The sequence below is a fragment of the Aeromonas sp. R4-1 genome (assembly GCF_040908325.1).
Classification (GTDB): domain Bacteria; phylum Pseudomonadota; class Gammaproteobacteria; order Enterobacterales; family Aeromonadaceae; genus Aeromonas; species Aeromonas veronii.
Map to the genome: position 1 here is coordinate 1 of NZ_JBFODM010000008.1, position 23,919 is coordinate 23,919.

Below are 23,919 nucleotides of genomic sequence, written 5' to 3' on the forward strand. Positions count from 1 at the left end.
GCGAAGGTGAGCTGATGACTCATGATGAACCCTTTTTCATGGCTCCAGATGACAAACATGATCTCATATCAGGGACTTGTTCGCACCTTCCCTAGGGTAAGGCTCGATGTGGAACGAATAGGCGTGCCAATGATTACGTCATATTAAGATGTGGCGGGTTTCGGTTTCCAACTTCAATGTCCTGTTTGTTTGTGGAGCGGATGGAGAATCTCTTTCAAGTTTCCAACTTAGAACCTATCCCAAAAGGAGTTGTCAGACAAAAATAGTGTTGTGTGACAATTTCTGAGGGGCGGATGGCGGGCGATAACTGGCTGATTAGTGATGAGCTCTGGGCAAAAATGGAACCATTGCTTCCAGAACACAAAACCAACCACCCGCTGGGGAGGCATCGCAAGCGGGTGGATAATCGTGCCGCGATGAACGCCATTTTCTTTGTGCTTAGGACGGGGTGCCAATGGAATGCCCTCAATGCTACCGGCATTTGCTCATCCAGTTCTGCTCACCGACGCTTTCAAGAGTGGCGTGATGCTGGGGTGTTTGAGCGGTTCTGGCAAAATGGCTTACTTGATTGCGCAAAGCAGGGCGCCATCGACTGGTCATGGCTGTCGATGGACGGTTGTATCACGAAGTCTCCCTTGGCGGGCTCAAAAAAACGGGACGCAACCCCACAGACAGAGGAAAACAAGGGGTAAAACGCAGTCTGCTCACAGATGCGAACGGGCTTCCGCTATCACTGGTTGTCACGGGGGCAAATACGCATGACATCAAGCTGGTTGCTGACACGCTTGACAGTCTTCAGACGTGCAGGCCTGGCCGGAGGCTCCATCTCTGCCTGGATAAAGGCTATGAAGCACAATGGCTGGAAGACTATCTGAAGAGCCGCTATTACGAACCTCACATTCAATCGCGTAAAGAAGAATCTGAAGCCATGAAAAACACTGATTTTAAAGCGCACCGTTGGGTGGTAGAGAGAACTCACAGTTGGATGAATCGCTTCCGTCGTGTGCTGACTCGCTGGGAGAAGAAAGTCGAGAATTATGAAGCGATGCTGCATTTCGCTTGCGGCATTATTGTGTGGAACAAAACCCTATTGGGATAGGGTCTTAATTGTCATATTGGGAATCGCTAAGATATTGAATTTTTTGACCAGAGAGTTTCCAACTTAAATGGTAGTGATCAGTTTAGGATCTACAGTTAAGCCTTATAAACAACAGGGCCACCCAGACGGGTGGCCCTTCGTTTACATGGACTTTATCTGCATGCTGCTATCCGAATGTCCGGCTTAAGTCCTTGAGCTGGCTCGCTTTGCTCTGCAAGTTGGCACTGGTTTCACTCACCTGATCGATTTTGAGACTGTTATCGTGAGAGAGCGAGGATATCTGGTTGATATTGCGACTGATCTCCTCGATGACCGCTTGTTGCTCGGTGGCAGCGGCGGTGATCTGGTTTGAAAAATCAGAGACCTTGTCTATCTCGATCACAACCTGATTCAGGTTGCCGGTACTTGCCTGGGTGGTGGCGAGGCAGGCGTTGGTTCTGGTCACATTGAGATGCATCATCTCTTTCCATCCCCCCAGGGTTTGCTGGATATGGCCAATGCTGTTCTGGATCTGCTCTGTCGCCTTGTGGGTTCTGGTCGACAGGCTGCGAACCTCGTCCGCCACCACTGCAAAGCCACGCCCCTGATCGCCTGCCCGTGCGGCTTCGATGGAGGCATTGAGCGCCAGCAGGTTGGTTTGATCCGCAATGCCGCGAATTTCGCTCATGATGGTGCCGATCCGCTCGGACTCGCTCGCCAGCTCAACGGCTGACTGAAAGGCTTGCTCCGCTTGGGTGGCCAGCGCCGACATCTCTTCTCCTGCTTCCGAAAGCTGGGTGCTGGTGGTGATGCAGTGGCTACGGGCCTCTTCAATCTGGCTGTTGCTGTCTTGAATATTGCGGTTGATCTCCTCGGCGGCCGAAGCCATCTGGGTGACGGCGGTGGCAATCTGCTGGATCTGCGTGTCTTGCGAAGAGATATCCTGGCTGGCCAGCGAGGCGGAGCCACGCAGGTCATTGGCCATGGCATTGAGCGACGCGGTGGTGTCATCTACCCTGCCGAGTACGGTACGGATCTTCGCTTGCCCGAGCTTGATATGGAAATCGGCAATGCTGTGGGGGGCATCCCCCGAGAAGATAAGGCGGCTGATGCTGTCGTAATCCTGTTCGAGCTGCTGCAAGAATCGCGGTGTGAGGAAGAGAGGGTGGCGATTGAACCAGATGGCTGCCAAGAGGGGAATGATGACCCAGAGCGCCTGCAGCGGTGAGAGCAGCCAGACCGCGCTGATCACGCTGACGAGCAGCAGGGGGATGGTCATCATGGCCGGCGTGAGTTGACGCAGGCCCATGTGAATGGCAGAGCCGGTTTCACGGGCTTTAAGGGTTTTGTACATCTGGCTGGCACGCGCTTTGTGCTCTGCGGCGGGACGGCAGCGGACGGATTGGTAACCGACCATCTTGCACCATCTTCATAGATCGGGGTGACATAGGCATCAACCCAATAATAGCGACCATCTTTGCAGCGATTTTTTACCATCCCTCGCCATGGTTTACCCGCCTGCAGGTGGGCCCAGAGATCGGCAAACGCTGCCTTGGGCATGTCGGGGTGGCGCACCAGATTGTGATGCTGCCCCAACATCTCTTCCAGGCGATAGCCTGCCACCTGACAAAACGCCGGATTGGCGTAGGTGATGTCCCCTTTGAGATCGGTCGTCGATACCAACTGGATATCGTCGGCAAATTCAACCTCGGTATCTGTGGTGTGAAGCGAGCTGGTTACCATGATCAGACTCCGGTTTCGGCGTAACGGAATACTTCGTCTGAGTATGGCAGAGGATGTTCATTTATTGTGTTGTTGCACATTAACTCTTGTGCTGCTGCGTGGGGACGGGATGGGTCTCACATTTTTACAGCGCGGTTTGGCGAGGGGAGGCAAGCCAAGTAACATGGCGTGACTTATGGCTGTGAAGCGAGACAGGTAACGCAATGAAGTTGGATGCGATTTTATGGGATTATGACGGTACTCTGGTCAATTCGGTGCCGAAGAATATCGATATCACCAAGCAGATCCTGGCTGAGGTCGCCCCCCATCTGACCGGAGAACATCTGCCGCGCTATCTGCGCAGCGAAGCGGAGTATCACCATGCCAATCACGCCGCCAAGAACTGGCAGGCGCTCTATATGGATTACTACGGTTTGTCGCGGGACGAGATGGTGCTGGCTGGCAGTCTGTGGGCCAAGCATCAGGAGATGAACCGGACCGAGGTGCGTTTTTTTGCGGGGCTGGAGGCGGTGATTGACCATTTCTCTGCCATTTCCCACGGAATTTGTTCGCAGAACTCCCAAAAAAACATTCGCCGGGTACTGGAGCTGCATGGCGTGAACAGCCTGTTCAAGGCTGTGGTCGGCTATGATGACGTGCCCGGACAGCAGCAAAAACCTCATCCTTTCGGTGGCCTCAAATGTCTGGAGTCTATCTTCGGCCCAGCCAGGTGCCAGTCGCTGATCTATATCGGTGACCATGAAGCGGATGTGCAGTTTGCCCGTCATTTGCAAGCGGCGCTTGGCGAGCAGAGCCGTGTGATATCGGTGGCTGTCGGCTATAGCCGCGCGACCCCGGAGCGCTGGGAACACCAACCCGACCATATCGCCCGTGACGTCGAGGATCTGCTCCCCATTATCGGGCAATATCTGTAACGCCGGTTGCAGATTGTCGTACGGAACATGCAAAACGCCGATCAGTTGATCGGCGTTTTGTCTATGTGAAGCCTGATGGTTTCACACTCTGCTGGCTTAACACCCTGTCTGTTTAATGATGGGCGACTTAAAACAACAGTTGCGTCAGGTAGCCCATCAGGATCGCCATGCCGAGGATCACGGTAAGGAAGGCCGCAATCATCGGGGTTCTTAACATGGATTTGAGCAGGATCACCTCGGTTAGACTGGCACCGGCACTGCCGATGATCAGCGCCATGACGGCGCCCATCCCCATCCCTTTGCCCAGCAGTACCGACGCCAGCGGGATCACGGCCTCGGCGCGGATGTAGAGCGGGATCCCGACGATGGCGCTGAATGGAATGGCCAGCGGGTTGTCGGCACCAGCATGGGCGGCGATCCACTCGGCCGGAATAAAGCCGTAGATAAATGAGCCGATAAGCACCCCCAGCAGCAGGAAGGGCAATACCGCTTTGAACTGCTGCCAGGCATCGATGCGAGCTTTGACCCAGGCGGTGGGGAGCTGTGGCGCACTGGCTAGGGTTGCAGTGCCATCGCTGCAGCAGGAGAGGGCGGCCTGCTCTGCCATCTCTGGTTGCGGAGCCGGGCAGCACGCTGCCCCGTTGAGGGGTTTGATTGCGCGAATGGCACTGCGTTGGTTGTCACTGCAATGTGCTTGAGTGGTGGCGCGGGTTGCCGGGCCACAGCCGCTACCGCAAGAGGGGGTGGCCTCTTTGGGGTCGATGACATGGCGCTCGAACCCCAATCTGTCGAGCAGCATGCTCGCCATGACGGAGACGCTGGCGGCGATCACGGCGTAGAGCAGGGTCACTTTCCAGCCAAAGGTGGCCCACATCAAGCCGACGATGATGGGGTTCAGCAGTGGCGAGATAAACAGGAAGGTGAGGGTGGGGCCAAAGCCAGCCTTGGCCGAGAGCAATCCTCTCAGCATGGGGATGGTGGAGCAGCTGCAAAAGGGGGTGACGGCACCGAGCAGGGCCGAGAGCAGATAGCCCTTGCCATGGCGCGCCCCCAGCATCCGCTGGATCTTCTCGTCGGGGATCTTCTGGCGGATCAGGCTGACCCCGGCGCTAATGACCAGAAACAGCACCGACAGCTCGACAGCCAGAAACAGGAACATCTGGGCTGCATCGGTCAGCATGGTTAACCACTCATTCATTGTCGTATCCTCACTTTGTTTCTATATTTCCAAAATAATCGAAATGAATGGCCGGTCAAGATATTTCTGGTATTATCGAAATATCAAATTCGTGGAGGGCGCAGAGATGCAACTGGAAGAGGTCGCCAAGGCATTGAAAGAGCTGGGTCATCCGACCCGGTTGTTTATCTTCAAGCATCTGGTCAAGGCGGGAGAGCAGGGGCTGCCGGTGGGTGAGCTGCAAAAGCAGCTGGCGATCCCCGCTTCCACCCTCAGCCACCATATCGCGGCGCTGGTCTCGGTGGGGCTGGTGAAGCAAAACCGGGAGAGTCGCACCCTGCTTTGCGTCTCTCAATACGCGGTGTTGGAGGAGATCATCGCTTTTTTCCGCGATGAGTGTTGCGTCAACAGCCCGGAGCATCGGCAAGATCAAAGGCAAGAGCTGCCTTCCTGAGGGCTATGGCTGCTAGTAGTGCGGTCAGTTGCGCTGCGCGCAATAAAAAAACGCCGATCATGTGATCGGCGTTTTGCATTGATGTCGCTAGATTCGGGCATTAACCCAGATTGGCTGCGACCTGGCTTTGAGCTTGTCCTTTGCGCTTGATGACAAAGCCAATGCCTAGTACCACCAGCCAGGCTGGGATCAGTTCGACCGAGATACGGAAATCCGGGGTCATATACATGATCACCAGGATGCCAGCCATGAACGCGAGGCAGAGATAGTTGCCGAAGGGGTACCAGAACGCCTTGAACTTGGGCTGGACGCCTTCTGCGACCTTGGCCTTGCGGAACTTGAGGTGCGCGAGGCTGATCATCGCCCAGTTGATCACCAGTGCGGAGACCACCAGCGCCATCAGCAGGCCGAACGCCTTGCCCGGCATCAGGTAGTTGATCAGCACGCAGAGCAGGGTGGCGATGGCCGAGACCGAGAGAGCAACCAGCGGCACGCCGCTCTTGTTGGTTTTGAGCAGGGCTTTCGGGCCGTTGCCCTGTTTGGCCAGACCGAACAGCATCCGGCTGTTGCAGTAGACGCAGCTGTTGTAGACCGACAGTGCCGCCGTCAGTACCACGATGTTGAGTACGGTGGCGACCAGATTGCTGTCCAGAGCGTGGAAAATCATCACGAATGGGCTGCCGCCTTCCACCACTTTACCCCAGGGATAGAGGGACATCAGGATAGCCAGGGCGCCGATGTAGAAGATGAGGATGCGGTAGATCACCTGATTGGTGGCCTTGGGAATGCTCTTCTCGGGGTTGTCCGCTTCGGCGGCGGTAATGCCCACCAGCTCCAGACCGCCAAAGGAGAACATGATCACCGCCATCGCCATCACCAGACCGCTGATGCCGTTGGGGAAGAAACCGCCCTGAGCCCACAGGTTGGTGACGCTTGCCTCGGGTCCGCCGGCACCGGAGAGGAGCAGATAGCCGCCAAAGCCAATCATGCCGATGATGGCGACCACCTTGATGATGGCGAACCAGAACTCCATCTCGCCAAACGCTTTGACGTTGGAGAGGTTGATGGCGTTGATCAGCACGAAAAAGAAGGCTGCCGACATCCAGGTCGGGATCTCGGGCCACCAGTACTGGACATAGATGCCCACCGCGGTCAGCTCGGCCATGCTCACCAGCACGTAGAGCACCCAGTAGTTCCAGCCGGACGCAAAACCGGCAAACTCGCCCCAGTATTTGTAGGCAAAGTGGCTGAAGGAGCCAGCTACCGGCTCTTCCACCACCATTTCACCGAGCTGGCGCATGATCAGGAAGGCGATAAAGCCGCCGATTGCATACCCCAGCAGGACTGAGGGGCCTGCCATCTTGATGGTTTGGGCAATGCCCAGAAAGAGGCCGGTGCCGATGGCGCCGCCCAAAGCAATCAACTGAATGTGGCGGTTTTTAAGGCCGCGCTTCAGCTCCTCACCGTCTTGTTTCAAATCCATGGGTCTGTCCTTACATCTCTGTTGTCTCTGGTCGGTGTTGGGCTCATCCTGAGCAGGCCGCAGTGCGTAGCCAAAACCTGACGAAAGCTGTATTTATTTCGTTACGCCATGCCGTTTTCAATTTTTAGTGTTGGCTGGCAACCGAAGCAGAATAGTGATAATCCGCCATGAATGCACCTGTTTTCCATCTCTAATGGCCGTATTTTGTACCAAAGGTAGCTTTTTAATGATTTGAAGAGGCTACTTGGTAGTTTCTGGTCGATGTTTGTGCAATCGAATTCTGTTTTGTTGACATTTTGTCTTGTTGGTGTGCTTTTGTGGTGCCAAGCCACAAATGGATGCAAATGATGCCAAACAAGCAAGAGTACAGGGAAGAGTGCAGGGAGTTGGAGTACAGAGAGCGCGAAAGCGTGCTGCAACAAAGGGTTGCCCGGGGTGTGCTGGTGGCGCTCTGGTTAGGGATTGCTGCCAGTCCGCTGTTGTTGCTGGTGGCCGCGATTATGTTGCTGGGTTGGCTGTTACTCGGTGATCACGGATTGCTGCACTACTGGCAGTCGCTGTTGCTGGTGGGTGGGGTAACGGGGGCGCTCGTTGGCGGCTGGCTGGCGGAGCGGGTTCGCCTGCGCCACGGTTTGCTGGCCTTCTATGCCAGGTTGATGAACAACCCTGAGCTCAATCGTTAGTTAACGCTGGCTGTTTGCCGAGCGCAGCAGAACGGAATCGAATAGCGGCAACTGGCAGCAGGTGACAAGGGCACAACGGCAAGGTCGACAAGAAGAGGGATAAGCATTTGTGGTGCTTATCCCTTTTTTATCCACGCTTTTCACTGTCATCTATGTGAATTGCAGTTCGCCACAGCTGACTTTCGCCGCGACACTGTAATTTTTATCTTTTGTTGATGCCGATAGCTGTCAAGCTGGCTTAACAGAGCTGGCGGCGCAGACCGGTCGCCTCGAGGACCTTGGCGCTGATCTCCTCCACCGAGTGGGAGCTGGTATCGAGGAAGCGGATCGCCTCCTGGCGAAACAGTCGCTCCACGCAGGTCAGCTCCTGCTCGCACTGTTCGATGGAGGAGTAGCGGCTGTTGGCGCGGCGCTGGTTACGGATCTCGTGCAGCCGCTGCGGCGCGATGGTGAGGCCAAACAGTTTGTGACGGTTGGCCTTGAGGGGGGCGGGCAGCTCCAGCATCCCCATGTCCTGCTCGATAAAGGGGTAGTTGGCGGCACGAATGCCGAACTGCAGCGCCAGATAGAGGCTGGTGGGGGTCTTGCCGCAGCGGGAGACCCCGATCAGGATGATATCCGCCTCATCGTACTCTTTGGTGGTGATGCCATCGTCGTTGGCCAGTGCGAAGTTGACCGCCTCGATGCGATCGTCATAGAGCTTGCGGTTCTCCATACCGTGGGTGCGGTGGAGGCGGGGCTCGGCTTTTACCCCCAGCTCCTGCTCCAGCGGGCTGACGAAGGTATTGAGAAAGTCGTGGCCGCACGCTTCCGATTTCAGTACCTCTTCCCGTACCAGCGGGTCGACGATGGTGTGAAACAGGATGGGGCGTACCCCGGTCTGGCGGAACTGCTCGTCGATCCGCATCCGTACCTGACGGGCTTTCTCCAGTGTCTCCACAAAGGGGATAGTGATCTGCTCGAAGGCCAGCGGAAACTGGCTCAATACCGCGTGACCGAACACTTCGGCGGTGATAGCGGTTCCGTCTGAAACATAAAATACGGTGTGCACGTAGGGCTCCTGTGATACCGCGGGTGGGGTCGCATGGGGTAAGGGGTGAGAAGTATCTCCCGAAACCATACCAGTTTTGTCAACCGGTCTGCTGTGCCCAAGTTGTGAAGTGGCTTGCAAACCTGAATCGTTATCTTTTTGTGTCGCCATTGTAGAATGTTCCGGTCATTCGACCATCCCCAACTCTTGCTCGGGGATTTTTTTGAAAACCAGTGGAAAACGTTTTCATGGTCGTTGGCAACAAAAGAAACAGACAATAACGCACCTGACTTACCCATAACCTCATCGATTAAATCGGGCGCACGAGGTGCTATGGCATCGGTGCCCACCAACCTGGAGACATCCAAGTGCAACAGTACGTGCTCTGGTACGAACAACTCGGAATGCAGGACGTAGAACGAGTTGGCGGCAAGAACGCATCCCTTGGCGAGATGATCAGCAACCTCTCTGGCGCCGGCGTATCCGTGCCGGGGGGCTTTGCTACCACCGCCTTTGCGTTTAACGAGTTTCTGGAGTCAAGCGGCCTCAACGGCAAGATCCACCATCTGCTCGACAATCTCGACGTGGACGATATCGCCGCCCTTAACCGGGCCGGTCAGCAGATCCGCGACTGGGTGATCGAAGCCCCGTTCCAGCCCGAGCTGGAGCAGGCGATCCGGATTGCCTATGAGAAGTTGAGTGCAGGCTTGGGTGATGGCATGAGTGCCTCGTTTGCGGTGCGCTCCTCCGCCACCGCCGAGGATATGCCGGACGCCTCCTTTGCCGGTCAGCAGGAGACCTTCCTCAACGTACGTGGCATCGATGCCGTCATGACGGCGGTCAAGCATGTGTTTGCTTCCCTGTTCAACGATCGCGCCATCTCCTATCGGGTGCATCAGGGCTACGACCACAAGGGTGTTGCCCTCTCGGCCGGGGTACAGCGGATGGTGCGCTCGGATCTCGCCGCCTCCGGCGTCATGTTTACCCTGGATACCGAGTCCGGTTTCAACGACGTGGTCTTTATCACCGGCGCCCATGGTCTTGGCGAGATGGTGGTGCAGGGCGCGGTCAACCCGGACGAGTTCTATGTGCACAAGCCGACCCTCAAGGGGGGGCGCCCGGCGGTGGTGCGCAAGACCCTCGGCTCCAAGCTTATCAAGATGACCTACTCGGACGATGCTGGTCACGGCCGTCAGGTGAAGATTGTCGACACCAATGAGGCCGAGTGCAGCCGCTTCTGCATCACCGATGAGGAGGTGATGGCGCTGGCGAAACAGGCCCTCATCATTGAGCAGCACTATGGCCGCCCGATGGACATCGAGTGGGCCAAGGATGGTCAGGATGGCCAACTCTACATAGTGCAGGCCCGCCCGGAAACCGTGCGCAGCCGTCAGGAGGCCAACACCCTCGAACGTTTTGCCCTCAAGCAAGCGGGCAAGGTGCTGATCGAGGGGCGGGCTATCGGTCACAAGATTGGCGCGGGCCCGGCGCGGGTCATCTCATCCATCAGCCAGATGGACGAAGTGCAACCCGGCGATGTGCTGGTCACCGACATGACCGACCCGGACTGGGAGCCCATCATGAAGCGGGCCTCCGCCATCGTCACCAACCGGGGTGGCCGCACCTGTCACGCCGCCATTATCGCCCGCGAGCTGGGCATTCCGGCAGTGGTAGGCTGTGGCAACGCTACCGATCATATTCAGCCGGGCCAGCGGATCACCGTCTCCTGCGCGGAAGGGGATACCGGTTTTATCTATGACGGCGAGCTGGACTTCGACGTGGCGGTGACCGAGGTGGGCAATATGCCGCGCCTGCCCATCAAGATCATGATGAACGTCGGCAACCCGGACCGCGCTTTCGACTTTGCCCAGTTGCCCAATGCCGGGGTAGGGCTGGCGCGCCTTGAATTCATCATCAACCGGATGATCGGCGTGCACCCCAAGGCCTTGCTGGAGTTTGACCAGCAAACCCCAGAGCTGCAGGCCACCATCGGCAAGATGATCGCCGGTTACGACAGCCCGCGGGAGTTCTACGTGGCCAAGCTGACCGAGGGGATCGCCACTCTGGGTGCTGCGTTCTGGCCGGAGCGGGTGATTGTGCGGATGTCGGACTTCAAGTCCAACGAGTACGCCAATCTGGTGGGCGGTCGTGGCTACGAGCCCCACGAGGAGAACCCGATGATCGGTTTTCGTGGCGCATCCCGCTACATCGCCGATAGCTTCCGCCCCTGCTTTGCCCTCGAGTGTGAGGCGATCAAGCGGGTGCGCGATGTGATGGGGTTGACCAACGTCGAGGTGATGATCCCCTTCGTGCGCACCGTGGGTGAGGCGGAGCAGGTGATCGAGATCCTGGCCGAAAACGGTCTGCGCCGTGGCGAGCGGGGGCTCAAGGTGATCATGATGTGCGAGATCCCGAGCAACGCCCTGTTGGCAGACAAGTTCCTCGAGCACGTGGACGGCTTCTCCATCGGCTCCAACGACATGACCCAGCTCACCCTTGGGCTGGACAGGGACTCTGGGCTAATCGCCCATCTGTTCGACGAGCGTAACGAGGCGGTCAAGGCGCTGCTGGCGATGGCTATTCAGGCTGCGCGCAAGGCGGGCAAGTACGTGGGGATCTGCGGTCAGGGCCCATCCGATCACCCGGACTTCGCCGCCTGGCTGGTGGAGCAGGGGATCGACTCGGTGTCGCTCAACCCGGATACCGTAGTCGATACCTGGCTCTATCTGGCGGAGCAACATGGCGCCAAGTAAGTCACTGTCAAAATGAGCAGCAGAAAGGGGGCCATGATGGCCCCCTTTGTTATCTGTGTGTCGCGACCTATTTCGGCTGCTGTTCGGCCCCCGACAGCTCGATCTGCACATTCACCCCTTCGCTCTTGAGCTTGGTGGCGATGGCATTGAGATCGGTGCCCGACTTGGCCTCAAGCAGGGCAATGCCGCCGCTGCTCTGCTTGAAGTTCAAGCCGTGGCGAGTCGCCAGCGCCTTGGCGCTGGTATCGTCAGCTTCCACCAGCAGGGTACCGCTGACGGTGAGCTCGGGGCTGGCCGCCCCTTGCATCAACACGTCGCCGCGACGCAGGCTTTGCTGCGGCACTTTGTCATCCAGACTACGGGCTACCCGCTTCTTGCTGCCGTTGTCAGGAATGAGGTAGGTCTGGCCGTTCACCTCTATGGTGCTGTACTGCTTGCCATCCATGGTGACGGACTCCTGGGCGCAGAGCTGTCCCGAGAGGGGGGCCAGCAGGGTTGCCAGAAGCAAGGTAACAGGTTTGTTCATGGTAATACTCCTAGCGTGTTAGCTGCGGTTGGCATCGTGACCCAGGACCCGCAGGGACCATGAGATCAGCTTGCCCGGTTGGCGATTGTTGCGCTCGGTCAGGGTGGTACGCTCACGGGTCTCGCGATTGAGCAGAGAGACCTGACGGGTACCGTTGGCAACGTCGGTTACTTCCAGTCGCCATGTGCCTTGCGCCGATTCGCCGTAGAACTTGTTGGATAGCATCCGCATGTCGCGCAATCCCTTGGTTCGCACAAAGCCCAGCTGCTGCTGGTCGAGAGATTGGCCGACCAGGCTGTTGAAGGGGCTCAGCAGGATGCTGCGGGTGCCAGCGGGGGAGACCAGTTCGATCAGCAGATCGGGCAGGCGCTGATGATCCAGACTCACCATCACCTGAACCGCTTCTACCGTCAATGGTGTCGCGATGCGGGTTGTCGAGCTGGTCGGGCTGTTGCCCACATCCGCAATGGCGGCGGCACTGCCGGTGACATTGATCTTCTGCCATGGCAGCTGTACCAGCGGGGGCAGGGGCTGGTGATTGGCTGCCAGCTCAAGGGCCTTGTTGACGTCGATCAGACCGAAACCGTAAGTCGGGCTGAACCACATGCCGGCGGCATTGCGCTCCCAACCTTCCAGTCCTTTCACGTCGCGCACCTTGCCGGTGCTGCTGGTGTAGCTGACCATCACGGGCTGATGTTTGGCATCGACCCGGGTTGCGCTGCGCGCCAGCAGATCCCGCAGGTCACGTACCGACAGATCCGGGTAGGCGGACATCAGCAGCGCCATGGCGCCGGAGGTGCTGGGGGTGGCGGAGGAGGTGCCGTTCATCACGCCGTTGTAGTCGCAGCTGGCATCCAGTTGCGGGTTGCCGTGCAGCCGGTTGGTGCTGGGATCGTCGGTGCGGTTGTAACCCATGTCGCAGCCGGGCAGATCCGTGGTCACCATCGCCGGAGCGTCGGTACCGTACTCGCCGCCGGTCGCGCTCAGGAAGATGTTGCTACCGACGCTGGAGTAGGAGGATCTGACGCCATCGGCGTTGAGCGCGCTCACCACCAAGTTCCAGAAGTTGCTGTTGGAGGGATCAAGGTTGCTGTTTTCAAACGGCAATTTGGGACCATTGCCGGTGCGGTTAAGCACATAGCCGCCCGCCGCTATCTTGTTGAAGCCGTTGCCGGCGGCCTTGATATAGGCCGCGCCCTGCACCTTGAGGGTCTGCTGTTCAAACAGACGATCAAGTTGGGATTGATCCAGAGAGTTGGCAGAGCGGGGATCCACCACACTCATGCCGTAGCTCTGGTTGAACACTCGGTTATCGCGGCTGGCATCGCTGTCGCCAAGGGCGTAGAGCCAATCTTTCTGCAACTGCTGGCTGTTGTCGTCCAGCAGGTTGAACCCCTGAAGCTGGGCTCGCGGGGCAATCCCCTTGGTCCCGATGGCGTTGTCTACCGCCGCAATAATGCCGGAGACCGAGGTGCCGTGGGCCGTATCCGGATCGGTCGGTGTCGGGTCATCGCTGCCGGTTACCACGTTTTTCGAACCCGGACGCACGTTCTCCGCCAGATCCGGGTGGGCGATGGCCAGACCATCATCCACCACGGCCACATTGACTCCCTGGCCCAGCACGCCGGTGCGATGAGCCCACCAGAGGTTGAGATCATTACCCGCTATGCCGTCACGGGCGCTGAATCCATCCTGGCCGCTGTTGAGCAGATACCACTGCTGATCCTGCAGGGGATTGGCACCTGGCAGGCAGCGCTCGGTGCTGCTGCGTCCGATATCCATGCCGCTCTCCTTGCCGGTGAGCGGCGCACAACCTTCATTTGCCTGAACGAGCGCACTGGGCAGGGTCGACAGCAGTGCTGTGATCGCCAGTGCTAACGATGTTTGCTTCATTATTTTTTTAACTCCATCTTGGATCGCACTCATCCTGAGTGCGACGGAAATCTATACACGGGTGACAGGGGTTCAAAAAGAGCCATTTTCAAAAAACGCAATGAGGTTCAAAGAAATCCGATTCAGTTTGTGGTAGGTATTCCAATGACACTGGTTATGTGTTCTATTGAGAATGGTTCTCACCGCTCGCTACTGATCTTTTTATCTGTAATTCACACCTCTCGCGACTCTCCTTCGCCGCAGCCATCTCGATTCGGGGCAATCCCGAGGGGAGCTCGTGCGCTCTTGAACGTGAGTGGCATTGTTGTGTGTGCCAATGTGATACAGCTATGCATTCGGGGGTGACAGCAAGGGGGATGAGGTGGGACCAGCGGTTTATTGCTTGGCGGCGGTGGATGGCTCTGTTATGGTAACGAAAATAGCCGTTTGGATGGCTAGATTGCCGCGGTGTGAGGGGTGTAATCTCTGAGAGCCACCCCGCCGCAGTCCCATAGTTTGATGCGTACCTGACAGGGAGTCCCTATGCTGTTTCGTTCCTTCTTATCTTCTCCTTTGACTGCTTCCTTGCGCGCCACTGCTGGCGCCAGCACCTTTATTGCCGCGATGGCGGTCGGGAGCCTCTCTTTTTCCGCGGTTGCCGCCGATGCGTCCTTGCCGACCAAACAGGAGATCGTGATTGGTACCACTGTGGGGGATTTTGCCGACATGGTGACCGACTCCATCAAGCCGCAGCTGGAGGCCAAGGGGTACAAGGTCAAGCTGGTGGAGTTCACCGACTATGTGACCCCCAATATTGCTCTGGCTGACGGATCACTGGATGTGAACTGCTTCCAGCACAAACCTTATCTGGAGAGTTTTGCCAAAGATCGCGGCTTGTCGCTGGCACCCATGACCCAGGTGCCAACCGGTCCGATGGGGCTCTACTCCGGCAAGCTGGCGGCACTCGACAAGGTGAAAGAGGGGAGCACGGTGGCCATTCCCAACGATCCCACCAATCAGGCGCGGGCGCTGCTGATGCTGCAGGATCTTGGTTGGCTCACTCTCAAGGAGGGGATAAACCCGCTCAAGGCGAGCGAGTTTGATGTGGTGAACAATCCGCACAATCTCAAGCTGGTGTTGCTGGAGGCGGCGCAACTGCCCCGCTCGCGGGAGGATGTGGACTTCTCGGTGATCAACGGTAATTTTGCAGCCTCCAGCGGTATCCCGTTCAGTGAAGGACTGTTTCTGGAGCGCAGCTACGATTTTATCAACTGGGTGGTGGTGAAAAGCGCAGATGCGGAGCAGCCGTTTGCCAAAGATGTGGCGGCAGCCTACAACTCGGCGGCTTTCAAAGCCTATGCAGCCAAGCGTTTCATTGGCTACAAGTACCCGCAAGGGTGGGGTGGCTAACAGTCGTGAACGTGGCCCGGCTATACAACGAAAAACGCCCCGAATTCGGGGCGTTTTTTATGGTATCAAGTCATCATCGCGGGCTTCACTGGTTGCGATAGAAGCGGTTCAGCTCGTTCATCACCTGGATCATGGCGCCCATATCCGGGGTGCCGTGCTTGATCGGGCGATAGCTGTTGCGCTCCAGCAGTTCGAAGTCACCCTGCTTGTTGAAGTGGGTGATGGTGTCCCCTTCATAGATGGCGAAGTCGTTCTGATCCCCGGCCAGCAGCCAGTTGCGCGGGCTGGTATCAAACAGCGAGCGGCCAACGCTGTAATCGCGCGCCGGATTGCGCACGCCCAGCATCCCCTGCATCAGGGTCGGCGCCAGATCGAAATGGCTGCTCGGTTGTTCCCGAACGTCACTGCCGCGCCCCGGCCAGGCCAGTACCAGCGGTACCTGCACCTGATAGGGTGAGTAGTTGCTGCCTGCGCCCCAGCTGTTGCTGCGGGTGTCGTTGAACTCCTGGCCGTGGTTGGAGGTGATGACAACGATGGTGTTGCTGTCCATCCCCTGCGACTGCAATTTGGTCAGCATCTGCTCAAGCAACTGGTCGGTATAGAAGACCGAGTTCTTGTAGCGGTTCTCCAGTTTTTGCAGGTTCTCCGCCCGATAGGCGGTCGCCGGATTGAAGTTGGCGAGCTCCGGTTGGAACGGCCCCTTCATGGTGGCGGGTAATTGGTAGTCGCCGGGGCTCGAGAGATAGACCAGCGAGAACCAGGGGCGCTCGGGAGAGCGCTTCTCCAGCCACAGCTGCCAGTCGGTCAGCAGCTTGCCATCGTCACTCTGCTCGGAGACAAACACCTGTTTGCGCAGACCGGCGAGGATGCTCTTGCGATACTTCTGGGCATCTTCCATCGCGCCGAATAGCCCGAACTGGTAATCCTGACGCAGCATCTCGTCGAACAGCACCGGCGGACGCTTGTCGCTGCTGATGTCCTTGTAGTAGTGACCGGGCAACCCGTAGAAGAGGCTGAACATGCCCATCAGGTCGTCGTTGCCACCACTCAGGTGATTGCGGAACGTCAGATGCTGATCCGCATAGCGCTGCAGATTGGGCATGTTGATGTTGTTGAGCATGTCAAAACGCAATGAGTCGACCACCACAATCAGCAGATTGTTGTGAGTCAGGGGGGCGTTGACGTTGAGCGGGCGCAGCGGATAGTGCATCCGGCTGTCGCTGTTATCCCCCTGGGAAGCAGCCTGCTTCTCGTATTGATCCAGATCCAGCCAGCCATGTTTGGCCAGGAAGGAGCGGGCCGTCATGGGGTAGGAGAGGGGGAAGTTGGCTCTCTGCATGGTGATGGGCTGATAGAGGGTCGCATCCGCCCAGCTGTTGACCACGTGGGTCAGAATAAAGCAGATCAGCAGAGCCAGCCCCACCTGATTGCCGTACTGGCGGCGCTTGCGCTTGTTGATCTTGCGCCAGACATAGGCCGACAGCAGCAGTTGCAGCAGGAAGATGGTGGGCACGGCAACGAAGATGATGCTCCAGATTGAGCCCTCTTCGGTTTGCGCCTGATCCAGCAGCAACTGCCATACCTGACTGTTGAGGTGGAACTTGAACAGCCGGAATACCTGGGTGTCGATCAGCAGCAGCACCAGCGCCAGTGTAGCGATGATGGCCGAGATGAACCGCAACGACTTCTCCTTGGGCAGCACGAAGCTGAGCGGGAAGATCGTCAACAGGTAGGTGACAAAACTCAGAAACGAGAAGTGGCCAATCCAGCTTACAACGAGATAGATCACGCCAAGCGTGGTCGATGGCCAGCTGATGGCACCCAGATAACGGGTGGCGATGAGCATGGCCAGAATAATGTTGAAGAAGGAGAACCAATGCCCCCAGGTGATCAGGCGAGAGACATTATCACGATAGGGGTTACCGGTTTCGACCATAGTGATCCATCTGCGTTGAGAAACGTCAAATCAACAGAGTCGGGGACTCAGTGTGCGTCGTGGCGATTATCGACCGATGCGGTCAGGGCCTGGACAAACTTTTCAGTGATGGCCTGGCGCTGGGCCGGTGCCATACCGTTGATGATATTGGTGGTCAGATTGCCAAGCACCATAAGGCTGAGATCTACCGGCGCTTTATGCTTTTCCAGCGCGGTGATCAGGTCGTTCATCAGGGCGTCAAATTGCTCGTTATTGTACTTTGATACGATAGGCATAATCTTCAGTTCATCTCGGTTCAAAGCGCCTTATAATACTTCACCCTTTCGGCTAACACTATGGCTTTGTGACATGAGTCTCGATATCGACAAGATCATTCTTCACTCCTTGCGCCAGGGCGGCGATGGTCAACCCCACGCCGATACCCGCAGCCAGACCCTGCCCCCTGATGAGGCGGTACAGGGACTGATGGCGGAACTGCATCGGATCTACAACGGCAAGGGCGGCAAGGGCTTTGGCTTCTTTGCCGACCCCGAGGCCGCCGTCGCCGAGCTGGCCGACGGTGAAGAGGCTCCCAAGCAGCCTTCACCCGCGTTTCGTATCGCCCTCGAACAGCTGCTCGACGAGCAGACCGAATTCGTTCCCTTCTCGGTCACCGTGACCCAGATGCTGGTCAAGCAGCTGGTGGAGCACGCCCTCGATGAGCAAGGGGTGCTGCTGTTTGCCAAATATAACTACGTCGGGGTCGATTATCTGCTGATTGCCCTGCTGGAGGGCAAGGAGAGCGTCACCGTCAGCGAAGCGCTGGAATTGCGCCATATCCAGTATCTGGATATCGGCAAACTCAATCTGGTGGCCCGCATTGATTTGACCGAATGGAAAACCCAACCTGATTCGCGCCGCTATATCACCTTCAGCAAGGGGCGCATTGGTCGCAAACTGGGCGACTTCTTTATGGATCTGCTGGGTGCCCGCGAGGGCATGGATGCCAAGGTACAAAATAAAGGCTTGCTGCAGGCGGTCGAAGATTATTGCGATACTCGTCAGCTCGAACCGACCGAGCGCAATGACTATAAAAAGCAGGTCTTCAAATATTGCACCGAACAGGCGAGTGCCGGTGAAGAGATCGAAATCAAGGAGCTGTCTGCAGAATTGCCCGGCGACGGTGACCTCGATTTTTACAGCTTTATCGGTCAGGAGTATGAGCTGGAAGAGCGTTTCCCGGCGGATCGCTCTACCCTGCGTGGTTTGACCAAGTTTGTTGGCTCCGGCGGCGGTCTGACTCTGAGCTTTGAGCAGAAGCTGTTGAACAGCCGGATCTTTTACGATCCCCAGACCGACACCCTGACCATCAAGGGTGTGCCGCCCAATCTTAAGGATCAGCTGCTGCGCCAGTCGTAGTCATGCTCCCGAGTGTGATCAACTCGTCATTTCTGGCAAAAAGAGACTCCGCCCCGGCGGGGTCTCTTTTTTTATTGCGCCCGGGCAGACCTCGAAACTGGCGCGGTACTTTGTTAACAAATCAAACAAAATAAACCATCTGAAAGGGTTTTCATTGAGGTGAAAACCCTTTCACTCATGAAATTTTATTTCATTTTGGTAATTATTATTCTGTGGTTGTCTGGAATTAAGCCGATAAATGGCCGTAATTCCCTGAAATAAGAAAATGTTTTCAAAACTTTCTGGAAGGAAATACGTAATTGCATTTCAAAAATGCGAGTTGCGTCATGTGAGCCGTTTGCCGCTTGGGATAATATTCATCTCGCACACAATGCTCTTACAGCGCGGAACTAATACAAGGAAAGGCTCATGAAAAAGAAATTGCTGTCATCCCTGATCGGTCTGGCCACTCTTGGCGTCGCTTGCTCTGCTACTGCTGCCATCGATGAAGGCCAGCTGACCATCTGGATCAACGGTGACAAGGGATACAACGGTCTGGCTGAAGTGGGTAAGAAGTTTGAAGCAGAAACCGGCATCAAGGTTACTGTGGCTCACCCAGATCAGGTTGAAGTGAAATTCCAGCAAGCCGCCGCCACTGGCAACGGCCCGGACATCTTCTTCTGGGCTCACGACCGTTACGGTGAGTGGGTCAAAGCCGGTTTGCTGGTTCCGGTAACGCCGAACGCTGCCACCAAAGGCAAATTTGAACAGCTGGCATGGGATGCCATGACTGTTGATGGCAAAACCTATGGCTACCCGGTTGCCATGGAAGCTGTCAGCCTGATCTATAACAAAGACCTGCTGCCCGAGCCGCCGAAAACCTTCGAAGAGATCGCCAAGATTGACGAGACTCTGAAGAAAAACGGCAAGCGCGCCATCATGTGGGCTTATGACACCCCGTACTTCAGCTATCCGCTGGTGGCTGCCAACGGTGGTTACGCCTTCAAGAAAACCGCTACCGGTTATGACGTCAAAGATACTGGCGTGAACAACGCAGGTGCCAAGATGGGCGTGGGCTACATCTCCGAGATGATCAAGTCCGGTCACCTGGAAAAAGGCATCGACTACGGTGTGATGGACGCCAAGTTCAACAAGGGCGAAGTGGCCATGATGATCAACGGTCCCTGGGCCTGGAGCAACCTGGACAAGAGCGGCATCAAGTACGGCGTAGCGCCGCTGCCGACCCTGAACGGCAAGCCGGCCAAAGCCTTCGTTGGCGTACTGGGTGCCACCATCAACGCCGCCAGCCCGAACAAGGATCTGGCTATCGAGTTCCTGGAAAACTACCTGCTGACCGATGCCGGTCTGGCGCCGGTTAACGCCGACAAGCCGCTGGGTGCCGTTGCGCTGAAATCCTTCCAGAAGACCCTGGAATCCGATCCGCACATCAAGGCCACCATGCTGAACGCCCAGGCTGGCGAGCCGATGCCATCCGTTCCCGAGATGAGCCGTTTCTGGTCTTCCTTCGAAACTGCCCTCAAGAACGTGACCTCCGGTCGTCAGGGTGTTGACGAAGCACTGGATACCGCTGCCAAGCGTATCGTTCAGTAAGCACGCACTACCCGGGAGGCCGTCATGGCCTCCCACTCTCTCAAATCTCTCTTGGCGTTATAAAGGTTAATTGGCATGGAAGTAGTACCTTCTGTTGAGTCCTATGCCGGTCCGAAGGATAAGCACACCTGGCTTAAGTGGACCATAGCGGCCCTGGTTGCCATCCTCAACGGCTACGCAGCCGTGATGATGTACGCCAGTGGCGAGTGGGTATTCGCGCTGCTGGATCTGGTGGTGGTTTCCGTCGGTCTGTATGTCTTCATGAACAAGAAGACCTATGCCCATCGCTACATCTTTCCGGGTGTTGCGGGCATGGTTGTGTTTATCATCTTCCCTCTTGCCTACACCATTGGCATTGCCTTCACCAACTATTCGGGGTCCAACTTGCTCTCCGTGGAGCAGGCGCGGGACTACCACCTGAAGAAAACCTACAAGGTGGCGGGCGGTGAATTCGATTTTACCCTGCTGGGTGGCGACAACGGCCAGTTCCAGCTGCTGCTGACACAGGATGATCAATCCTTTATCAGCCAACCTGTTTCCCTGATGACCAACAAGGCCCGTGAGCTGGCGTCCCGCGAGGGCCGTGTGCAGAACACCCAGCAAGTGGTCGAGCTGCAGCCCTTCACTGGCGAAGCGGCCAGCAAGGCCACACCGATCCGCGCCATTGTTGAGCATCGTACTCATCTGAGTGACCTTGATCTGGTACTGCCGGATGGCGGTACCCACCTGACCCTGAGCAGTCTGCGCAAGTTTGCCGCCCAGAAGCAGCACTACACCCGTCTGATGGATGGTGCCGTGCTCAAGTCCGGCGTGGTGATCAAAGACAGCAACCTGCTGCGTGATACCCAGAATGGCGAGCTGATGCTGCCCAATGGCGAGACCGGCTTCTATCAGTACATCGACGAACAGGGTCAGTTTGTCGGCAAGGGTATTGCTCCGGGCTTTGTGGTGAGCGTCGGTTGGAAGAACTTCGCGCGCATCGTCACCGATCCGGGCATCCAGTCACCCTTCCTGCAGATCTTCATCTGGACCGTGATCTTCTCAACCTGCTCCGTCGCTTTCACCCTGGCTATCGGCATGGTGCTGGCCTGTCTGGTGCAGTGGGAAGAGCTCAAGGGGCGCGGTTTCTATCGGGTCATGTTGATCCTGCCCTATGCGATCCCGGCGTTTATCTCCATCCTGGTGTTCAAGGGGTTGTTCAACCAGAACTTCGGTGAGATCAACATGTTCCTGGAAGCGGCGTTTGGCATCAAGCCGGACTGGTATACCAACCCCTTCCTGGCCAAGGTGATGATCCTGATTGTCAACACCTGGCTCGGCTACCCCTACATGATGATCCTCTGCATGGGCCTGCTCAAAGCCATTCCGGAAGATCTCTATGAAGCGTCCGCCATGGACGGTGCCGGCCCGGTACAGAACTTCTTCAAGATCACCGTGCCGCTGCTGATGAAGCCGCTGACACCGCTGTTGATTGCCTCGTTCGCCTTCAACTTCAACAACTTCGTGCTTATCCAGTTGTTGACCAACGGTGCGCCCGACATCATCGGCGCCAGCACCCCGGCCGGTACCACCGACTTGCTGGTGAGTTATACCTACCGGATTGCGTTCCAGGGATCGGGTGGTCAGGACTACGGTCTGGCCAGTGCCATCGCCACAGCTATCTTCCTCATCGTAGGTGCGCTGGCGCTGCTCAACCTGAAATTGTCCAAAGCCGACAAGCAGCTGTAAGGAGGCTTCAACATGGCAATCGTACAACCCAAATCAGTCAAATACCGGGTGTGGGCAACCCACCTGGTCATGTGGGGCTTCCTGGCGTTGATCATCTTCCCGTTGATCATGGTTATCGCCATCTCGTTCCGTAACGGTAACTTCGCGGTAGGGGAGATCATCCCCTCCAATCCGACGCTGGATCACTGGAAGCTGGCGCTGGGCATGTCCATCACCAACGCCGACGGCAGCATCACGCCGCCGCCGTTCCCGGTGCTGACCTGGTTGTGGAACTCCATCAAGATCGCCGGCATCACTGCCCTGATGATCGTGACGCTCTCCACCACCTGTGCTTACGCCTTTGCCCGCCTGCGTTTTCGTGGCAAGTCCACCATCCTGCAGGGCATGCTGATTTTCCAGATGTTCCCGGCGGTGCTGGCACTGGTAGCCATCTACGCGCTCTTTAACAAGATTGGTGACTACATTCCCTGGCTGGGTCTCAACACCCACGGTGGCCTGATCCTGGCGTACATGGGGGGGATTGCCCTCCACGTCTGGACCATCAAGGGCTACTTCGAGACCATCGACTCCTCCCTGGAGGAGGCGGCGGCCATCGACGGTGCGACCCCGTGGCAGGCATTCCGTCTGATCCTGTTGCCTCTGTCGGTGCCCATCCTGGCGGTGGTGTTTATTCTGGCCTTTATCGGTTCCATTACCGAGGTGCCCATGGCCTCCATCCTGCTGCAGGATGTGAACAATCTGACCCTGGCGGTCGGGGCCCAGCAGTACCTCTATCCGCAGAACTATCTGTGGGGTGATTTCGCGGCGGCCGCAGTGCTCTCCGGTTTCCCCATCACAGTGGTCTTCCTGTTGGCACAGCGCTGGTTGGTTGGCGGTCTGACTGCTGGTGGTGTGAAAGGTTAAGTTTATGGCCGGGGGAGCTGACTCCCCCCGCTATCACGATTTGCAAAGATTCAAGAGCGGAGCTCGTCATGGCTGAAGTAGTACTCAACAACGTTCGCAAAAATTACGATCCGGCTGTTCACAAGGACACCCTGCGCAATATCAACCTCTCCATCAAGGAGGGCGAGTTCATCGTCTTCGTCGGCCCGTCCGGCTGTGGTAAATCCACCCTGCTGCGGATGATCGCGGGTCTGGAAGACATCACCAGCGGTGAGCTGACCATCGGTGGTCGCTACATGAACGACGTGCCGCCGGTAGAGCGCAACGTCGGCATGGTGTTCCAGTCCTACGCCCTTTATCCGCACATGAACATCTACGAGAACATGGCCTTTGGTCTGAAGCTCAAGAAAATGGACAAGGAGAACATCCACAAGCGGGTGATGCGCGCTGCCGAGATCCTGGGTCTCGAGCCGCTGCTGGACAGAAAGCCCAAGGCGCTCTCCGGTGGTCAGCGTCAGCGGGTCGCCATCGGTCGCTCCATCGTGCAGCAGCCGCAGGTGTTCCTGTTTGACGAACCGCTCTCCAACCTGGATGCCGCGCTGCGGGTCAAGATGCGGATCGAGATCGCCAAGCTGCACAAAGAGCTCAACTCCACCATCATCTACGTGACCCACGATCAGGTGGAAGCGATGACCCTGGCCGACAAGATTGTTGTGCTGAGCCCGCTCAAGGCCGAAGCTGCCACCAACCTGGAACAGTTCGGTTCACCGCTGGATCTCTACCACAACCCGGACAACAAGTTCGTGGCGGGCTTTATCGGCTCTCCCAAGATGAACTTCCTGGCGGGTGAGTTGCTGGAGATTGGCGAGCAGGAGTGCCTGGTCAAGCTGACCTCTGGCGATACCGTGCGTGCCCGTGTTGATGCCCGCAGTGGCGTTGTGGGTGACAAGGTGGAGCTGGGCATTCGCCCCGAGCATCTGATGCCGCTGGATCACCCCCATGCACACAGCAAGGTGAGCGGGATCGTGCAGGTGGCCGAGCACCTGGGCGCCGAGTCATTCGTTTATATGGATGTGGATGGTCACGATTTTACCGTCAAGGCCACCTCGGATGTGGATGTGGCGACCGGTCAGACCTACAGCGTGGGTATCCCGGCCGAAGCCTGCTATCTGTTCGATGCCAAGGAGCAGGCGTTCCCCCGTACCGCCAAATATATCCGTACCTGATTTTTGTTGTGCTGGTTTTCCTTTCTTAATAATCAA

At 57.1% G+C, this 23,919-nt stretch carries 17 protein-coding genes and 2 pseudogenes; 11 read left to right on the forward strand and 8 right to left on the reverse strand.

Annotated elements, in window-relative coordinates:
• Nucleotides 1-338: 338 nt before the first annotated feature.
• Nucleotides 339-1,018 (forward strand): annotated as a pseudogene (locus AB5Y90_RS00680) (IS5 family transposase); the annotation flags it as partial.
• Between the two features lie 247 nt (nt 1,019-1,265).
• On the opposite strand, the pseudogene AB5Y90_RS00685 reads toward AB5Y90_RS00680, so the two are convergent.
• Nucleotides 1,266-2,821, reverse strand: a pseudogene (locus AB5Y90_RS00685) (methyl-accepting chemotaxis protein).
• 203 nt (nt 2,822-3,024) lie between these two features.
• On the opposite strand from AB5Y90_RS00685, the gene AB5Y90_RS00690 reads away from it, so the two are divergent.
• Nucleotides 3,025-3,735 carry an HAD family hydrolase gene (locus AB5Y90_RS00690; protein ID WP_368166414.1) on the forward strand — a complete coding sequence of 237 codons (711 nt, stop codon included), beginning with the start codon at nt 3,025-3,027 and terminating at the stop codon, nt 3,733-3,735.
• A gap of 127 nt (nt 3,736-3,862) precedes the next feature.
• Here the strand turns inward: AB5Y90_RS00690 and AB5Y90_RS00695 are convergent, their stop codons facing one another.
• On the reverse strand, nt 3,863-4,933 hold the full coding sequence (locus AB5Y90_RS00695) for a permease (protein WP_279461985.1): 1,071 nt from the start codon (nt 4,931-4,933) through the stop codon (nt 3,863-3,865).
• Between the two features lie 106 nt (nt 4,934-5,039).
• On the opposite strand from AB5Y90_RS00695, the gene AB5Y90_RS00700 reads away from it, so the two are divergent.
• Nucleotides 5,040-5,366, forward strand: coding sequence for a helix-turn-helix transcriptional regulator (locus tag AB5Y90_RS00700; protein ID WP_005344826.1), 327 nt, complete (start codon nt 5,040-5,042; stop codon nt 5,364-5,366).
• 100 nt (nt 5,367-5,466) lie between these two features.
• On the opposite strand, the gene AB5Y90_RS00705 is transcribed toward AB5Y90_RS00700, so the two are convergent.
• Nucleotides 5,467-6,849 (reverse strand): amino acid permease, encoded by a 1,383-nt coding sequence (locus AB5Y90_RS00705; RefSeq protein WP_182963649.1) that lies wholly within the window; start codon nt 6,847-6,849, stop codon nt 5,467-5,469.
• Between the two features lie 347 nt (nt 6,850-7,196).
• Here AB5Y90_RS00705 and AB5Y90_RS00710 point away from each other — a divergent pair, with 347 nt between their 5' ends.
• Nucleotides 7,197-7,532: a hypothetical protein gene (locus tag AB5Y90_RS00710; protein WP_368166420.1), complete on the forward strand. Its 336-nt coding sequence runs from the start codon at nt 7,197-7,199 to the stop codon at nt 7,530-7,532.
• Between the two features lie 238 nt (nt 7,533-7,770).
• On the opposite strand, the gene AB5Y90_RS00715 is transcribed toward AB5Y90_RS00710, so the two are convergent.
• Nucleotides 7,771-8,583 carry a pyruvate, water dikinase regulatory protein gene (locus AB5Y90_RS00715; protein ID WP_021230888.1) on the reverse strand — a complete coding sequence of 271 codons (813 nt, stop codon included), beginning with the start codon at nt 8,581-8,583 and terminating at the stop codon, nt 7,771-7,773.
• A 347-nt stretch (nt 8,584-8,930) separates the two neighbouring features.
• On the opposite strand from AB5Y90_RS00715, the gene ppsA reads away from it, so the two are divergent.
• Nucleotides 8,931-11,315 (forward strand): phosphoenolpyruvate synthase, encoded by a 2,385-nt coding sequence (ppsA, locus tag AB5Y90_RS00720; protein WP_368166415.1) that lies wholly within the window; start codon nt 8,931-8,933, stop codon nt 11,313-11,315.
• A 67-nt stretch (nt 11,316-11,382) separates the two neighbouring features.
• On the opposite strand, the gene AB5Y90_RS00725 is transcribed toward ppsA, so the two are convergent.
• Both AB5Y90_RS00725 and AB5Y90_RS00730 read right to left on the reverse strand, forming a co-directional pair.
• Nucleotides 11,383-11,841, reverse strand: a complete 459-nt coding sequence (locus AB5Y90_RS00725) for a hypothetical protein (protein ID WP_127007549.1) — start codon at nt 11,839-11,841, stop codon at nt 11,383-11,385.
• An 18-nt stretch (nt 11,842-11,859) separates the two neighbouring features.
• A complete protein-coding gene (locus AB5Y90_RS00730; RefSeq protein ID WP_368166416.1) occupies nt 11,860-13,734 on the reverse strand; it encodes a S8 family serine peptidase in 1,875 nt (624 codons plus the stop codon).
• 603 nt (nt 13,735-14,337) lie between these two features.
• On the opposite strand from AB5Y90_RS00730, the gene AB5Y90_RS00735 reads away from it, so the two are divergent.
• Nucleotides 14,338-15,123 carry a MetQ/NlpA family ABC transporter substrate-binding protein gene (locus tag AB5Y90_RS00735; RefSeq protein WP_368166421.1) on the forward strand — a complete coding sequence of 262 codons (786 nt, stop codon included), beginning with the start codon at nt 14,338-14,340 and terminating at the stop codon, nt 15,121-15,123.
• An 85-nt stretch (nt 15,124-15,208) separates the two neighbouring features.
• On the opposite strand, the gene AB5Y90_RS00740 is transcribed toward AB5Y90_RS00735, so the two are convergent.
• Entirely contained in the window at nt 15,209-17,059 is a 1,851-nt protein-coding gene (locus AB5Y90_RS00740; RefSeq protein ID WP_279461996.1) for a DUF3413 domain-containing protein, read from the reverse strand.
• 47 nt (nt 17,060-17,106) lie between these two features.
• The gene (locus tag AB5Y90_RS00745) at nt 17,107-17,334 is read right to left on the reverse strand and encodes a YejL family protein (protein ID WP_005333874.1); all 228 of its coding nucleotides are present in this window, start codon (nt 17,332-17,334) and stop codon (nt 17,107-17,109) included.
• Between the two features lie 73 nt (nt 17,335-17,407).
• Between AB5Y90_RS00745 and yejK the strand changes: the two genes are divergently transcribed.
• The 5 genes from yejK (at nt 17,408) to AB5Y90_RS00770 (ending at nt 23,883) form a co-directional block, all read left to right on the forward strand.
• Nucleotides 17,408-18,457, forward strand: a complete 1,050-nt coding sequence (yejK, locus tag AB5Y90_RS00750) for a nucleoid-associated protein YejK (protein WP_042082346.1) — start codon at nt 17,408-17,410, stop codon at nt 18,455-18,457.
• A 408-nt stretch (nt 18,458-18,865) separates the two neighbouring features.
• The gene (gene malE, locus AB5Y90_RS00755) at nt 18,866-20,047 is read left to right on the forward strand and encodes a maltose/maltodextrin ABC transporter substrate-binding protein MalE (protein WP_005333871.1); all 1,182 of its coding nucleotides are present in this window, start codon (nt 18,866-18,868) and stop codon (nt 20,045-20,047) included.
• 75 nt (nt 20,048-20,122) lie between these two features.
• The gene (gene malF, locus AB5Y90_RS00760; protein WP_279461997.1) at nt 20,123-21,775 is read left to right on the forward strand and encodes a maltose ABC transporter permease MalF; all 1,653 of its coding nucleotides are present in this window, start codon (nt 20,123-20,125) and stop codon (nt 21,773-21,775) included.
• Between the two features lie 12 nt (nt 21,776-21,787).
• Nucleotides 21,788-22,678 carry a maltose ABC transporter permease MalG gene (malG, locus tag AB5Y90_RS00765; protein ID WP_005333868.1) on the forward strand — a complete coding sequence of 297 codons (891 nt, stop codon included), beginning with the start codon at nt 21,788-21,790 and terminating at the stop codon, nt 22,676-22,678.
• A 68-nt stretch (nt 22,679-22,746) separates the two neighbouring features.
• Nucleotides 22,747-23,883, forward strand: a complete 1,137-nt coding sequence (locus AB5Y90_RS00770) for a sn-glycerol-3-phosphate ABC transporter ATP-binding protein UgpC (RefSeq protein ID WP_279461998.1) — start codon at nt 22,747-22,749, stop codon at nt 23,881-23,883.
• Nucleotides 23,884-23,919: the final 36 nt, after the last annotated feature.